Origin of the sequence: Enterobacter genomosp. S (genome assembly GCF_001631805.1) — a bacterium.
Taxonomy (GTDB): domain Bacteria; phylum Pseudomonadota; class Gammaproteobacteria; order Enterobacterales; family Enterobacteriaceae; genus Enterobacter; species Enterobacter quasihormaechei.
This window is the reverse complement of the sequence record NZ_LVVA01000003.1, coordinates 92,291-106,383: the sequence shown is the minus strand read 5'-3', so window position 1 is coordinate 106,383 and position 14,093 is coordinate 92,291. Positions and strand designations below refer to the sequence as shown.

Sequence of the window (14,093 nt, the reverse complement as noted above, 5' to 3'; positions counted from 1 at the left end):
CCGCCCGGCGACCCTGATACGGAAAAAAATTATGAACGGTGTAAACAGCCGGACCGGGAAACGCCTGTCCGGTAGCGACCATTTGCGCCAGTCCGTCAGCGATATTCTCTCCACGCCTGTCGGCAGCCGCGTGCTGGTTCGTGATTATGGCAGCGACCTGTTTTCGCTGGTGGACAATCCGCGTGATGACCTGACCAGGCTTCGCATTATCGCCGCGACCGCCTCGGCGCTGGCGCGCTGGGAACCCCGGCTTAAGGTCACTCGCGTTGTCGTTTCTTTCCCGGCTGACGAAACGGGGTGTGTGGTGGATATCGAAGGGATTAACAAAGAGAACAATCTTCCTGTCAGCACCGGAGGCATATCGATTTATGGCAAGCAGCTATGACGTGATTAACCTGTCCGCCCTGGCGGTGCCGGATGCCATCGTGGTACCGGATGCCGCCGACATTTTTACCCGCTGGCTGGCGCGCCTGCGTGAACTGGACCCGGAATTTGATGCGCTGGTGGAATCTGACCCGGCGTATAAACAGGGTGAAATCAACGCCTACCAGCTCACCCTGGCGTTCCAGCGGGTTAACGACGCAGTACGCGCAGTTTTCCTTTCCAGTGCCAGAGGGGCCGATCTCGACCAACTGGGCGCGGCCTTTAACGTTTCCCGTCTGGTAATTAATCCCGGTGATCCGGATGCGGTTCCACCTGTCGATCCTGGTTATGAAGACGACGACGCTTTCCGGGAACGTATACAGCTTTCGTGGGCGCAGCTGAATACGGCCGGCGCGCGTAACGCTTATCGCTTTCATGCCAAATCGGCGGATAACGATGTGCTGGATGCGGACGCCTACGGGCCCGAAACCCATAACCGGCCCGGCGAGGTGGATGTGTACGTGCTCTCGCGAACCGGCAACGGCGAGGCCGGGGGTAACCTTATCGAAAAAGTGATGAATAAACTGAGCGCGGATGAAGTCAGGCCGCTCACCGATTTTGTCAGTGTGAAGAGTGCCAGTATCGCCAGCTATACCGTTAAGGCTGAACTTGAAATACCAGACGGTCCGGATGCACAGACGGTACTGGAAAACGCGATAAATACGCTGACGAGCTACACACAGCTTTCCCATCGCATTAATGCCATCGTACCGCTTTCCGCAATTTACTCAGCACTTCAGCAGCCCGGCGTATCCAGAGTTAAGTTGCTCAGCCCGACGGCTGATCTGGAAGCGGCAGCAGGACAGGCCCCGTGGTGCAGCGCGATAAACGTCACCCGTAAAGGAGGAGTGAGTGGATAAATTTCGATCTCTGCTTCCGCCTTCAGCTATTCACCCGGAACGGGCGCAGGAACAGGCAAGCACAGAGCTGATCACGGCGCTGGATACTGACATGGTACGTAAGGTGAAAAATCCTGATTCCTGTCCCGCACATTTGCTGCCATGGCTGGCCTGGGAATTCGCGGTGGATTCATGGGAGGAGGCCTGGACCGAGGAAGAAAAAAGGCAGGTGATCAGGGATGCCGCTTATGTCCATCAGCACCGGGGCACCGCTGGTGCTGTCAGACGATCGCTGAGCGCCGTTAGCCTGCCTACTACGGTGGTGGAGTGGTGGGAGGATACACCGCGCAAGGATCCTTATACCTTCAGGGTGGAAGTTTACAGCATTCAGCCCATCGGCGAGGCGCTTTACCAGCGCATACGGCGCCAGGTCGATAAAGCCAAAAACCTTCGCAGCCTGCTGACAACCATCGATGTGATCGCCGATCTGGGTGCGAAGGGAACTTATTATGCCGGCGGTGCTGTTACCGCCTGGATTGACGTTGTTATTGAGGCAGGAGTTTAACCATGGCTGAGAAGTATTACAGCATTCTGACAAACCGGGGCAAGGAGCTGGAGACGCAATCCTCTGCAACCGGGAAACCCGTCATCATCAAAGAGTTTGTTGTGGGTGACGGGAACGGGCAGGCCGTTAAACCGGATCCTGCGCAGACGAAGCTGGTGCGTGAGGTCTATCGCAGCGCAATTTCTGCACTACAAGTTTCGCCGGATCAGGCGAACCAGTTTATTGCTCAGCTGGTCCTTCCGGTTAACGTTGGTGGATTCGTAGTCAGGGAAGTTGGCCTGCTGACAGATGCTGGCGAACTGTATTCTGTTGCGAACTGTGCCGCTATTGAAAAGCCTGAAAACGGTGTCAGCGTTAATCTGCAATACCGACTTGCGGTATCAGAGACGGCGGCAGTTGAATTAAAAGTGGCTACGGGCGATGGTCTTTTTCTGCGGCTCGACCGAAATCTCGGGGAGATCGCTGAGAATGGCCCAGGTGCACAAAAAAGCGCACGAGAAGCGATAGACGTCGTTGATGCGACCACATCTCGTAAGGGGCTGGTGCAGCTCAGTAATGCGACCGACAGTAAGTCGGAGGGGCTGGCGGCCACACCAAAGGCAGTTAAGGATGCCTATGATCTTGCAAAAGGAAAATATACTGCCCAGAACGCCACCACGGCGCAGGAGGGGATTGTCCAGCTCAGTAGCGCAACTGACAGTGACAGTGAATTGCTGGCGGCTACGCCGAAAGCTGTCAAAGCAGCTAATGATAATGCTAATGGGCGTGTACCGACAGGACGTAAGATAAATGGTCACGCACTGACAGAAGATACCAGCGTAACTTCGCAGGATATCTTCAACGACCAGGCTATCGGGCTTTCTACCGAGGATCTGGATACATTAAAAACGCCGGGCATTTATTATCAACCACTGAATGCCAATACCTCAGCCGCGAGACATTATCCAGAAAACAACGCAGGAACACTGCTGGTTTACAAAAATGCGGGCGTGACACAGGTCTATCGGGTTTACAACAGTTCGCGTACTTACACTCGTAGTCAGTATTCCACTGGAGCATGGACAGCCTGGGCCAAACAATATGACACTGCTAATAAACCAACATCGAGTGACGTTGGGGCTCTATCATCTACGGGAGGGACTCTAACTGGAGGCCTGACCGTACAAGGAACAACTCAGATAGGCTCCGTAGGATCTGCTGTTTTAAACATTGGTGATAATGACTCAGGGCTTCGCAGTTCAAAGGATGGTCAGGTTGACCTTTGGTCTAATAGCAAGAATGTAGGTTACTGGAATGGTACTACCCTTTATTTCAGCGGTCAGATAGTACCAAACAATTTTACTAACTTTGATGCACGTTATTACACCAAAACTGATAGTGATGCCCGTTTCCAGCCGAAAGGAAGTTATACCCCTGCGGGTCAGGCTTATACGAAGGCGGAAAGCGATTCGCGGTATAACCTAAAAAATACCGCAACCAAATCAGCCAATTCCATGACGCATAAAGATGCTTCAACAGGTGTTATGGAAGTCGTTATGAGTAATATCACCGTTGGACCCAATGCTAACGTTAGTGTCACATTTAGTACCGCGTTTCCGTCAGTCTGTGTCGGTGTTGTAATAACTTATGACGGGTCTGGTCATGGCTCTGATGATGACTCTTCAATAGCCTGCGTGTCATATTCGCGCACAGGCTGCGTGCTGCGCGCAAATAACGCTCAGGGCAAATTCATGCTTATTGCAAAGGGGTATTAAGATGACGGTCTACTTTAGCGCTTCTGAAAATGGCTTTTATGATGACGCTTATAGGGCTGACTACATAGCCGCTGGCACGTGGCCTGACGATGCCGCAGCAATATCAGATCAATGGTATCAGCATCTTCTCAACGGGCAAGCTCTCGGTCGGGTTGTGACGGTTAATGAATACGGTCAGCCTGTGCTTGCTGACCCGCCAGCCCCTACCAGAGAGCAACTTATTGCCGAAGCTGATGCACGTAAAGCTGCTCTCATAACTGCTGCAAGCGAAACAATTTCCATCCTGAATGATGCTGTTGATTTAGGTAAGGCAACAAAGGAAGAGGAGGCCCGCCTGCTGGCATGGCGAGAGTATCGTATTCGGTTAATGCGGGTCGATACGTCGCTTGCACCAGATATCGAGTGGCCTGCTGCGCCTGATTGATCGTTGTTAACGATCGATATCAGACAATTGATCTATAATACCTATTTGAAAGGTATGGGTATTAGCAGAACACTATACCCCTGGCTTTATAAGGGGTGTAGCAGTGGAATTAACAGAGCGTGAACGCGAAGTTTTAACCTGGTTTATCGGTGAAAACTGGCAGGAATTTGCCGAACAGGCAGAAGAGTTTTTAGGGGCGAACGGCCTGCATCGGCTTGCAGAAAAGCTAAAGCTCGATTCTAAGGCAGCATGACGAATTTTCCCCGGTTTAGTGCCGGGGTAATTTTTTGTACTGGTTACTTCAAGAACTCTGTTAGTTTAATACAACCAGCGTCCAGCCTCGGCAGAAGTAATCAACATACTAATGGTGAGGGGGGCTGGCTGATGGTGGTCGGTTTTGAGGTATTTGGGGAGAATTGCGTTAGGAAGAAAGCGAATCCCTTCATTCGGGAAATAGCGACGAAAATCAAATGTAGCCATATCGACTGACAGTTGATCCGCATACACTTCGAGAAAGTCACTGGCTTCCTCGGGTAATACACTTTTTTTTCCAGTGCTCAGTGATGCCTCGTCAGGCATAACCCAAAAATACTTTCTAACCAGCGCTCTAACATCGTCAGCTTTGCTCATTACTGCTCCCCCGCTGAAAGTATCAATTTATAACGGTGTATTACATTTCGGGTTACCATTGCCAGATCGTATGCGGTTAACGTCGCACCCAGCCACGGCACCCAGCGGCCAATATATGCACCTATGCTGGTTGTATATGCCCATTCCCCACGCAGCATTTTTGCCCAGGTTATTGTTTTATGCGGTGTCTTGAATCTCTGGCGGATGAGGCTTCGGCTTGCAAGTGATAATGGGCTGGTGCCTCTTGTTGCCATATTGGCGTTCAGTTTGCCTCTAACTGGTATAACTGGCAGGCTAACAAGCATTGATGCAATAGCCATAATGTCGGTAATGTCGCTAAACTGCTTCTGAAACTCGTCAAGAATTAACCACAGTAGCAGCTCATCCCTGTCAACACTCATCCCATCAAAAAAGAACTTCCCGCCCAGTTGCTCTGTTGTGTCCATAGTTAGCTCCAGCACTTCCGTTTTGTACAGATGATGATTTTATCGTCAAGTTTCGTGCTTGTCTCACGTTGATTTCACGTCCGCATAAAATGCTGGAAAGTCGACAGTTGCATTTGAAGCTGTTACAAAATGATTTCACGTTTTGTGTGGTGACCTTAAATAGTCAGGGATAAAATCGCAGCCCGCCGTATGCAAGAACGGGCTGCCCTGTGTGGTTAAGGTTGCAGCCAGCGATCACGTGCTTGTCGCGCGATAGTGATCATTTTCTGTATCTCACCGAGAGAGAATTTTTCAGCTTCATCGCATGGCATTACTACATAGCCGGAACGGATCACATGCTCCAGGCATGAATCGGGGTTCATAACAACTTCGCCAGGCATAAGAGGGTGGCACGCCACTGGCAGGCCGTTTTCAAAGTAGGTGATTACCGAGTAATTACCCTGACGAGTGGGGCTGGAGGCTTGCTGTTTTAACTTTCTTTCGCACTCGATGAAGTAGCGGCGAATCTGTCTGCCTTTATCGTTTCGCTCTACCATAGCCAGTTCTTTGGCGGTGTCGAGTGTAAGGTGGTAATCCTTACGATTGTGTCCTCCCCGACCTGAATTTTGCTTTCCAGTATTGGAAAGCAAAATGTAATCTTGATTTTCAATGAAGCCATAATCGGTAATGCGATCTTTTATCCAAGCTGCAAAAATCTTACCAACCGATAGAAACGCGTGTAAATCACGCGCGTCACAGAGAATGTTTGTTTCATTGCAAATCTTGCCGCTAAAGAGAGGGATAAGTTGAGTGGTCATAGTGACGTTCTCATGTGGTTTCAGGAATAACCACCACCTCTGATGCCAATCAGTTGGATGGTGAACTGTGCAGGGTTGGCGTAACCGGAGAAACCAACCGGCGCGGATTGCTCTGCCCCCACACAGCCCACCATAATGCGAAGATGTGACTATGCAAACGACAATAAAAAACACGCTCGCGGCGTGTTGTAGTCGCGGTCTCTATCCGGGACGCCAATCCCGACACCAGAATTTGCTGGTGCAGGGCGAGTAGGGGAAAAATCATTTTTAAGTCAATGTAAGCGAAAAAAATGTGTCCGAACCTCGTCCGAACATGTCCGAAATTTTGTGTAACTATATGATTTTTAGTGCCTGAAAACGCACCATCAAATGTGTATATTTTAATCTGATTGGTGCGTATCGGTTTGATTATGAAGAAAATATTAATTCGCGGGTATAAACAGGAATCGTATTCGGTCTCTTTTTATCTGCTTCATAGTAAACGCTAAAATCCGGTTTTCGTCTCAGCAGAAGGTTCACTTCCTGTGCGCCTGCTTAAAACATACCACAACCCGGCAGGCGTAAGTCCAGTCCTTTTTGGCTGTTTTGTTAAATTTCTGTTTGTTTTTCGCCTGAGGTCGACAAGGGCTCAATCCGCGCATTGACGGAAGCCGCAATATTATCAAGAAGCGCAAAGCGGCGGCGGTATTCTGCGCGTTTCTTGCTGGCGATCTCATCCAGCGATTTGCGCTCCATCCGCAGCGGCAGCTGCCAGCAAAGAGGTGAGAGCTGTTTTCCGTTCAGGCTTTCCCAGAACTCGTCGTAGCTGGCGTGGAAATGTCGGCCTTTGCTCAGCCGGTAGCGCAGGGCGCGAAATACGTGTCCCTCATCGCTGACGGCAAAGATAGCGCTGAGGTTCGAGTGTGAGGCGAGCTGGAAGATCACCTCCATCAGCACGCGCTTCGGGAACAGCCCGTGGCAGGCACGTGTGGCCTGCTTGATAACGTCCCGCGAGACGCTGCGGCGCGGCCCCTGAAGGCCGCCAATCACCAGCACCGGGCGCCCGTTGCTGCGCGCAACGCAAAACGTCAGGCTGGCGAGGAGGGTATCTTCATGGTCGTGCAGCCACAGCGTGCTTTCGCCCTCGCGTTCGGCCTTGCCTGCGGAGGAAGCTGTAACGGTATAGATTACCCCGTTTTTTGCCTCAAACTGCGCCACGGGCAGCTCCTGGGGGCTCGCGAGGGCGTGAGCGAGCACCCGGTCTTTCAGGCTGTCAATCCAGTGGTAGTGGCTGACGATGGCGTCGGCTCTGTCATTGGCGTTGAGGCCGCGCATCAGGTACTGACGGTGGGTTTTGCTCGGCAGCGTAATTTGCGCCGCCAGTAATCTGTCAAAATCATCGCGTCCGGATAGCGCCTCCAGCATACGATGGGTGGAAGACCAGAATAAAAGCGAGCGCAAAAGAAACTTCAGACGGTATTCACGTTTTTGCCAGATAGGCCCTGGAACGCGCTTTCCCTTAATCAGTTCCGAAATAATATTTGTGCGATGCGGATAAAAAACATCATTTTGCAGGTGTAAGTTCGACACGTAAAAATCCCTCGTTTTATTGCGCTCTATTTTAGGGGGCCGGTAATAAAGGATTAATAGCGCGGCGGGGTTTATTTCTGGCTGGTTGAGGGTTTGTTGGGGTTTGTAATATCTGACGAGACATTTTCTGCTGCGGCTATACTTCAGAATGGAGGGCTTATGTATCAGAAAATAGAGGGTAAAGACTGGCGCCATGTCTGGGTTGTCAGCGATATTCATGGTTGCTATCAGCAGCTTTTGGATGTGCTGAAACGTCGGCATTTTAATCCTGATACGGATCTGCTGATCTCCGTGGGAGATATTATCGATCGCGGGCCTGACAGCGTAAAATGTTTACAGCTGATGCAGGAAAACTGGTTTTATGCAGTGCGCGGCAATCACGAGCAAATGGCATTAGATGCGCTGGAAAATAATGATTTTAGCCTGTGGTCGATAAATGGCGGTATTTGGTTTAGCGCGCTTGAGGATGAGCAACAAAAACAGGCGCGAACGTTACTTAACGCCTGCCGGACCTTACCGCACGTCATTGAAATAACCTGTACAAATGGCCTGAACGTTGTGGCTCATGCGGATTATCCCTTCGCCGAATATGTCAGGCATAAGCCGGTTGATGCCAGGCGCGTGCTGTGGGATCGCGAACGTTTAATGGGCTTTATGGTGGGTAAAGGGCAGGGCATTAATGGCGCGGATCACTTCTGGTTCGGACATACGCCTGTGGACAAACGCTACGATTTTAACAATCTGCACTACATCGATACGGGGGCGGTGTTTGGGGGCTTCCTGACGCTGGTGCAGCTTCAGTAATAAATAACCCGCCTTCGGGCGGGTTCTCTTTGGGTCAGGCAAGACGCAGGACCCAGGCATCGGTTTTACTGTCGTAATGCTCACGGTACAGAACGGAATGTTCCCCATCAAGGATCGCCGGGACGCTGATGTCTGCATCCCAGGCGTCCAGTTGCATGCACAAATCCGGATCGGATTTGCAGGGAATACTTAACGTTCGATCGCCTTGTGCTTCGCCGCGCAGTTCAGCGTCGTCGATTTCAAAAGCGCCAATGCGTACGCTGGTTTTCGTCATAATGCTCTCCGGTTTGTTGCCCAAAATCTGGTATGACCAGTGCGGTCACCCATTTTTGATCCTAGACAAGGAGAGCGAAATCGCCAGTTAAAAAATGCGTTTTTTTCAGGCGGTGCGGCTGTTACCGGTAAACAGACGGCCATCGCGAACCAGTTCGCGCGGATAACTGTTTTTCAGCCGCGAGCCGACTTTTTTCGCCAGACCCAGCGGAAAGCCCTGATACGTCACGATCGTTTCATCCTGCGCCGGACCGTTTTCCGGATAAACGTCACGACCGCGATACCACTCTTCCGCTTCCTGATGCGTCAGGGCGAAGGTGTTTTCATGACCCGCCAGCGCAATGACCGCTTCATGCTGCCAGCGATAGCCCTTGTTGTGGATCTCCGCCAGGCGAATACCGAGGCGGGAGAAACGCACTTTACCCATCAGCGGTTCGATATGGGTCGGGAACAGCCACAGTTCTTTGTCACGCATCCAGAGGTGCAGGCTCTCATCCCAGCGCAGACCCACTTTGTTTGCCGCCGCCTCCACCTGTGCCGCTTCACGGCCTTTAACCGGCGTGAAAGGGAATTTACCAACCTTAAACGTCGGCGCGGGCAGGGGCTCCACGGCGCCAGTTTTACGCAGGCGCGCGACAAAGAAACCTTCGCAATCGTAAATCTGCGGGAAGACATGCAGGAAGCCTTCAGGCGTGGCGGCTTCACTGGCCGAGTCAAACAGCGTATCCAGCGGTAAAAACTCGACGGCGTCCGGATAGCGCGCCTTCAGCCACAGGCAGACGTCCTCGTTTTCATCGCGGTTCAGCGTGCAGGTGGAGTAAACCAGCGTCCCGCCGGGGCGCAGGGCATGGAACGCGCTGTCGATCAGTTCACGCTGCGTGGCGGCGATCTCAAGGTTGCTTTCAACGGACCAGTTTTTTAATGCATCAGGATCTTTTCGCACCACGCCTTCGCCGGAGCAGGGCGCATCAAGCAGGATGGCATCAAAGGCTTCCGGCAGGGCAGCCCCAAAAACGCGACCGTCAAAGTGCGTTAACGCGACGTTGTGGATCCCGCAGCGGCTGATATTGGCGTGGAGAACCTTCACGCGGCTGGCGGAAAATTCATTGGCGAGGATCGCGCCGCGGTTGTTCATCCGGGCGGCAATCTGCGTGGTTTTAGAGCCCGGCGCCGCGGCGACATCCATCACCCGTTCAGGCTGGTTATCATCGGCAAACAGCGCGGCAACCGGCAGCATGGAGCTGGCTTCCTGAATATAAAACAGCCCGCTCAGGTGCTCGGCGGTGCTGCCGAGGGGCAAACTTTCCTCGTCATCCCGCTCGATCCAGAACCCTTCTTCACACCACGGCACCGGCGTCAGCTGCCAGCCGTAGGGGGAGACGAGATCCAGAAATGCTCCGACGCTGATTTTCAGCGTATTGACGCGAATACTCCGGCGCAAAGGGCGCTGGCAGGCGGAGACAAAATCGTCGAAAGAGAGATGAGCAGGAAGCGCCTCGCGCATCTGCGCGAGGAATTGTTCGGGAAGAAATACGGAGTTTTGAGCCACGGGCACACCACAGGGAAACATTCAGGTGCGCAGTGTAACATAAAGGCTCCGGCGCGTTGACACCGGAGCCTGCGAGATTAACGCGGCAGCGCCGTGCCCCATTCGCGCCACTCTTTCGGTTCACTTTCCAGCAGCAGGAAGTGTTTACCTGCCTGCGCTTTAGGTGCCAGAGGCGTGCCCGGCGGGGTCGCGAAGGCAATGCCGCCGCGAATGAACTGGTTAAAGGTACCGGTTTTCACCACGCCGCCGGTCAGGCCGAAGTCGAGGGAGTATCCTGAAGCCAGCCAGAACACCGAATTGTTGCGGACCAGATGCTGATATCGCTGGCTGATGCGCAGGCCGACCATCACGCGATCGGACAGATTACCCAGCGTCAGGCTGGTTACCGTGCCTACCTCAATGCCGCGGAACAGCACCGGCGTGCCGATGCCCAGTGAACCGGCTTCCGGCACTTCAACCACGATGCTCAGACCGTCCAGATAGCGGGAATCGGTGATGGTCGCCTCCTGCAACTCAAACTCACGACGCGCGTTGCCGCGACCCGGTTCAACGTTAATGTACGGCTGAAGTATAGTGTCGAGGTGCTCAACCCCTGCGGCAGAAATTTGCGGCGTAACTACCGAGAAGCGCGAGCCAGCGCGGGCAAACGTCTGCACATATTCCGGATAAAGCACGGCGGTGGCCTGGACTTCATTGCGCGCGGTAATGAGCTTCAGCTTCTGGACCTGCCCGATATCAATGCCGAGATAGCGGATAGGCATCCCTTCCGCCAGTTTACCGGCGTCAAAGGTGTGTAGCGTAATCTGCCCCCCGACGGCGCGCGCTGCGGTTTCAGACGGGAAGAGGATCCGCTTGTCACCTTTACGCATGTTGCCGCCCGCGCCGCTCAGGTTGTCAAAGCTGATCGCACCGCGCAGGGCACGGGAGAGGGGAGACGCCTGTACGGTCAGGCCACTGCCGTTAAGCTGGACCTTCGCGCCGCCTTCCGCCCAGAACACGCTGTTTGGCGTGAGCAGCTTGCGGTACTCCGGCTTGATGTGCAGTTCGATATCAAACGCGTCCGCGCGAGGACGAACGGTGATCACTTCCCCGACCTCAAACTTGCGGTAGAGCACCACGGAGCCCGCCTGGACATCCGGCAGCGTTTCAGCACTTAAGGTCAGCGTGGTGGTCGGCAGGTCGCCCATGCTGTTTTCAATGGCTTTGTCCAGGTTTGCGAATAGCGGATAGCTCTCGCGCAGCGCACCTTTGCTGCCCGGCAGAATGCGGATCCCGCCGTTAACCCACTCGCTGGCGCTGGCGCCGAGGAACTCAACGCCGTCCAGGCCCACCTTCACGTCGACCCGGCTGTTGACCACAAATTTACTGTCGCCGTGGACCAGATTGCTGTACTGCGGATCGATGGCGGCGGAGAAGGAGACCCCTTTTTCTGTCAGCTTACGTTCGAGAACCTGGCCTACCTGCACACCGTGCAGGATCAGCGGCTGTCCGGCTTCGATGCCATAGCTCTCCGGTGCGTTCAGGGTAATCGTCTGCACGCCCGGCTTTTGCAGCAGCGCTTTATCCGCCGGGGCGATAACAAAGGTTTTATTCGGCTGGCCTTCTCCCGGGATCAGTTCGAAGGTACTGCCGGTCAGCAGCGAGCTGATGCTGGCGTCGCTGAGCGACAGCTTCGGATTACGCAGCTCAATACGCGTCTTCTCACGCAGGAGATCGACCACGCTTGGATCCACGGTCATCTCGCCGGTGACGGAGCCGCCCGCATTGAGGGTTAATTTCGTCAGCTGGCCGACCTCTAATCCCTGGTACATCAGCGGGGTCGAGCCGGCTTTCAGTCCTTTAGCATCGGGCAGGGTCAGCTTGACGATGACGCCGCGCTGGCTGTGCGCCAGGTCAGCATACAGGCCAAACGTATCTTCAGCGGCGGCAGGGCTTGAGCCTTCCGGGGAATCGAAGGCGATAGCGCCATTCACCAGCGCCGCCAGGCTCTCAAGCTTCACTTTCGCACCGCTTAAGCTCAGATCGGCATCGACGCCGGAGACGTTCCAGAAACGGCTACCTTTTTTCACCAGGTTGGTAAAGCGCCGTTCGATCAGCACGTCGATGGTCACGCCATCTTTGTTCGGGTTAATGGCGTAATCGTATACGCGGCCAACCGGAATTTTGCGGAAATAGACCAGAGAACCGCTGTTCAGCGATCCTAAATCCGGCGCGCGGAGATGGATCATCAAATCGCCGTTATTCAGCCGGTATTTAGGCTGCGTATCCAGCGCAACGAAGTGATCCTGCGGCTCACCTTTACCGGGCATCATGCCGATATAGTTACCGCCCACGAGCGCATCCAGCCCGGAAACGCCGGCCAGCGAGGCTTTTGGCGTTACCAGCCAGAACTGCGTTTCGGCGCGCAGCGCGTCCTGCATATCGGACTTAATGCTCGCCCGCACCTGGATTTTGTTCAGCCCTTTGCCGAGAGAGATATCCTGCACTGTCCCCACTTCCACCCCCTGGAAGCGAACGGGGGTACGTCCGGCGACAATGCCGTCCGCAGACTGGAAATCAATCGTGATGGTACTTCCGCGATCTTCATAGCTCGTCCAGATAAGCCAGCCTGCGATCATCAGCGCGATGACAGGCAGCAGCCAGAATGGCGAAATGCGGCGTTTAGTTTTAATTCTCGCTTCAGTCGGCGAAGCGGGCGTTTCCTGACTCATGTGCGTCCCAAAGTAAGCGGCTGTCCAGCCATTCCACTGCAAGAATAGTCAATATCACCGCAGAGCCGAAATAAAAAGCTGCGGGTCCCATGGTAAAAGCAAGTAACTGATCGCGATTGATGAGCGACATCATCAGCGAAATCACGAACAGATCCAACATCGACCAGCGACCGATCCAGGTCACGAATCGCAGAAGCAGGATGCGGGTGCGGAGTCCTTGTTCGCATTTAAAGTGAATGCTGATAAGTAGCGTAAACATCACCACCACTTTGGTAAAGGGCACCAGAATACTGGCGATAAAAACAATCGCGGCGACCCCCACGTTACTGTGCGCCAGAGAAATGATCCCGGAGAGGATCGTATCTTCCTGGCGGGCGCCGTTCACGTAAATCACCGAGATGGGCAGCATGTTGGCCGGGAACAAAAATACCAGCGAGGCGATGAGCGCCGCCCAGCATTTTTGCAGGCTATTGTTGCGCCGCAATCTTAGCGGAATATGGCAGCGCGGGCACCTGCCGCGTTTATCCGGAAAACCGGTGTAGTGACATCCAAGGCAGACGCGCAGGTTTTCATCGGGCCGTGTCGCGGGGCGCTGAGGGTAAAAGCGCTCCCAGAGCTGTTCAACGTTCAGATGGATCATGGTCAAAATACTCAGCAGGACCAGCGATATGAACGCAAAAAGGCCAATACCGGGCTGTAAAAACGCGTAGTCCTGCACCTTGATGGAGGCCACGCCGACGCCCACCAGATAGATATCCAGCATGACCCACTCTTTGAGCTTATCCAGCATAAGCAGCACCGGGCGCAGGTTCATCCCCAGAATATTGCCAAACCACAGGTAGGCAATCGCCGCGACCAGCACCAGCGGCGCGCCGACGACGCAGAAGAGCACCATCGCGCCGGTGAGCGGATCGCCCTCGCGCGTCATCTGCCAGATCCCCTGAAATACGTTGGCGTCGATGCGCACGCCCAGAAGATAGAGCTTCAGCAGCGGTTCGGTCCAGGCAAACGGCATCAGCAGCAGCATGGTGACCGCCATTGCGGCCAGACGCGTAAGCGACCAGTCTCGTCCATCGCGAATTTTGGCATCGCAGCGAGGACAAAAGGCGCTTTGGTGCGATTTCATCTTCGGCAACATAAAAAGCGTATCGCACTGGGGGCAACGCTGATAATGTGCACGAGGCAAAGCTTCGCTTACCGTATGGATAACGATCTTTCCTGTCGGCGTAATTTTGGGTGTTTTTATGGCCATGAGTCGCGCGCGGTTTAGTATTGTTGAAAGTTATAATAACTCATGTACGGATTCATC

General features: G+C 53.8%; 15 protein-coding genes. 7 read left to right on the top strand and 8 right to left on the bottom strand.

Annotated elements, in window-relative coordinates:
- The first annotated feature begins 31 nt into the window (after positions 1-31).
- From A3466_RS04865 to A3466_RS23410, 6 genes are all read left to right on the top strand, one after another.
- Positions 32-385 carry a GPW/gp25 family protein gene (locus A3466_RS04865; RefSeq protein WP_063449642.1) on the top strand — a complete coding sequence of 118 codons (354 nt, stop codon included), beginning with the start codon at positions 32-34 and terminating at the stop codon, positions 383-385.
- Positions 369-1,283, top strand: a complete 915-nt coding sequence (locus A3466_RS04860) for a baseplate assembly protein (RefSeq protein ID WP_063449641.1) — start codon at positions 369-371, stop codon at positions 1,281-1,283. Before A3466_RS04865 ends, A3466_RS04860 begins: the two co-directional genes overlap by 17 nt.
- Complete coding sequence (locus A3466_RS04855) at positions 1,276-1,827, top strand: phage tail protein I (protein ID WP_063449640.1); 552 nt, start codon at positions 1,276-1,278, stop codon at positions 1,825-1,827. The genes A3466_RS04860 and A3466_RS04855 overlap by 8 nt, the downstream gene beginning before the upstream one ends.
- A gap of 2 nt (positions 1,828-1,829) precedes the next feature.
- On the top strand, positions 1,830-3,581 hold the full coding sequence (locus tag A3466_RS04850) for a phage tail protein (protein ID WP_074160935.1): 1,752 nt from the start codon (positions 1,830-1,832) through the stop codon (positions 3,579-3,581).
- 1 nt (position 3,582) lies between these two features.
- Positions 3,583-4,005, top strand: coding sequence for a tail fiber assembly protein (locus A3466_RS04845; RefSeq protein WP_063449639.1), 423 nt, complete (start codon positions 3,583-3,585; stop codon positions 4,003-4,005).
- A 103-nt stretch (positions 4,006-4,108) separates the two neighbouring features.
- Positions 4,109-4,258, top strand: coding sequence for a hypothetical protein (locus tag A3466_RS23410; RefSeq protein WP_165602743.1), 150 nt, complete (start codon positions 4,109-4,111; stop codon positions 4,256-4,258).
- 65 nt (positions 4,259-4,323) lie between these two features.
- Here A3466_RS23410 and A3466_RS04840 read toward each other — a convergent pair whose 3' ends face one another.
- The 4 genes from A3466_RS04840 to A3466_RS04825 all read right to left on the bottom strand — a co-directional run bounded on the left by A3466_RS04840 (position 4,324) and on the right by A3466_RS04825 (position 7,447).
- The gene (locus A3466_RS04840; RefSeq protein WP_063449638.1) at positions 4,324-4,635 is read right to left on the bottom strand and encodes a DUF1493 family protein; all 312 of its coding nucleotides are present in this window, start codon (positions 4,633-4,635) and stop codon (positions 4,324-4,326) included.
- The gene (locus A3466_RS04835) at positions 4,635-5,081 is read right to left on the bottom strand and encodes an STM2901 family protein (RefSeq protein ID WP_063449637.1); all 447 of its coding nucleotides are present in this window, start codon (positions 5,079-5,081) and stop codon (positions 4,635-4,637) included. The genes A3466_RS04840 and A3466_RS04835 overlap by 1 nt, the downstream gene beginning before the upstream one ends.
- 215 nt (positions 5,082-5,296) lie before the next feature.
- On the bottom strand, positions 5,297-5,878 hold the full coding sequence (locus A3466_RS04830; RefSeq protein ID WP_063449636.1) for an antA/AntB antirepressor family protein: 582 nt from the start codon (positions 5,876-5,878) through the stop codon (positions 5,297-5,299).
- Between the two features lie 588 nt (positions 5,879-6,466).
- The gene (locus tag A3466_RS04825; protein ID WP_063449635.1) at positions 6,467-7,447 is read right to left on the bottom strand and encodes a VirK/YbjX family protein; all 981 of its coding nucleotides are present in this window, start codon (positions 7,445-7,447) and stop codon (positions 6,467-6,469) included.
- Positions 7,448-7,606: 159 nt separating this feature from the next.
- Here A3466_RS04825 and pphA point away from each other — a divergent pair, with 159 nt between their 5' ends.
- The gene (gene pphA / locus A3466_RS04820) at positions 7,607-8,251 is read left to right on the top strand and encodes a protein-serine/threonine phosphatase (RefSeq protein WP_063449634.1); all 645 of its coding nucleotides are present in this window, start codon (positions 7,607-7,609) and stop codon (positions 8,249-8,251) included.
- Between the two features lie 34 nt (positions 8,252-8,285).
- Here the strand turns inward: pphA and A3466_RS04815 are convergent, their stop codons facing one another.
- From A3466_RS04815 to yebS, 4 genes are all read right to left on the bottom strand, one after another.
- Positions 8,286-8,525, bottom strand: coding sequence for a YebV family protein (locus tag A3466_RS04815; protein ID WP_063449633.1), 240 nt, complete (start codon positions 8,523-8,525; stop codon positions 8,286-8,288).
- Between the two features lie 105 nt (positions 8,526-8,630).
- On the bottom strand, positions 8,631-10,073 hold the full coding sequence (gene rsmF, locus A3466_RS04810) for a 16S rRNA (cytosine(1407)-C(5))-methyltransferase RsmF (RefSeq protein WP_074160936.1): 1,443 nt from the start codon (positions 10,071-10,073) through the stop codon (positions 8,631-8,633).
- Between the two features lie 77 nt (positions 10,074-10,150).
- Positions 10,151-12,784, bottom strand: a complete 2,634-nt coding sequence (locus A3466_RS04805) for a PqiB family protein (protein ID WP_063449631.1) — start codon at positions 12,782-12,784, stop codon at positions 10,151-10,153.
- Complete coding sequence (gene yebS / locus A3466_RS04800; protein ID WP_063449630.1) at positions 12,753-14,036, bottom strand: membrane integrity lipid transport subunit YebS; 1,284 nt, start codon at positions 14,034-14,036, stop codon at positions 12,753-12,755. The genes A3466_RS04805 and yebS overlap by 32 nt, the downstream gene beginning before the upstream one ends.
- Positions 14,037-14,093 lie beyond the last annotated feature (57 nt).

Coding starts and splice junctions, on each gene's coding strand:
- pphA (WP_063449634.1), top strand. CDS start 7,607: ATGTATCAGAAAATAGAGGGTAAAGACTGGCGCCATGTCTGGGTTGTC.
- A3466_RS04840 (WP_063449638.1), bottom strand. CDS start 4,635: ATGAGCAAAGCTGACGATGTTAGAGCGCTGGTTAGAAAGTATTTTTGG.
- A3466_RS04830 (WP_063449636.1), bottom strand. CDS start 5,878: ATGACCACTCAACTTATCCCTCTCTTTAGCGGCAAGATTTGCAATGAA.
- A3466_RS04845 (WP_063449639.1), top strand. CDS start 3,583: ATGACGGTCTACTTTAGCGCTTCTGAAAATGGCTTTTATGATGACGCT.
- A3466_RS04835 (WP_063449637.1), bottom strand. CDS start 5,081: ATGGACACAACAGAGCAACTGGGCGGGAAGTTCTTTTTTGATGGGATG.
- A3466_RS04815 (WP_063449633.1), bottom strand. CDS start 8,525: ATGACGAAAACCAGCGTACGCATTGGCGCTTTTGAAATCGACGACGCT.
- A3466_RS04865 (WP_063449642.1), top strand. CDS start 32: ATGAACGGTGTAAACAGCCGGACCGGGAAACGCCTGTCCGGTAGCGAC.
- A3466_RS04850 (WP_074160935.1), top strand. CDS start 1,830: ATGGCTGAGAAGTATTACAGCATTCTGACAAACCGGGGCAAGGAGCTG.
- A3466_RS04805 (WP_063449631.1), bottom strand. CDS start 12,784: ATGAGTCAGGAAACGCCCGCTTCGCCGACTGAAGCGAGAATTAAAACT.
- yebS (WP_063449630.1), bottom strand. CDS start 14,036: ATGGCCATAAAAACACCCAAAATTACGCCGACAGGAAAGATCGTTATC.
- A3466_RS04860 (WP_063449641.1), top strand. CDS start 369: ATGGCAAGCAGCTATGACGTGATTAACCTGTCCGCCCTGGCGGTGCCG.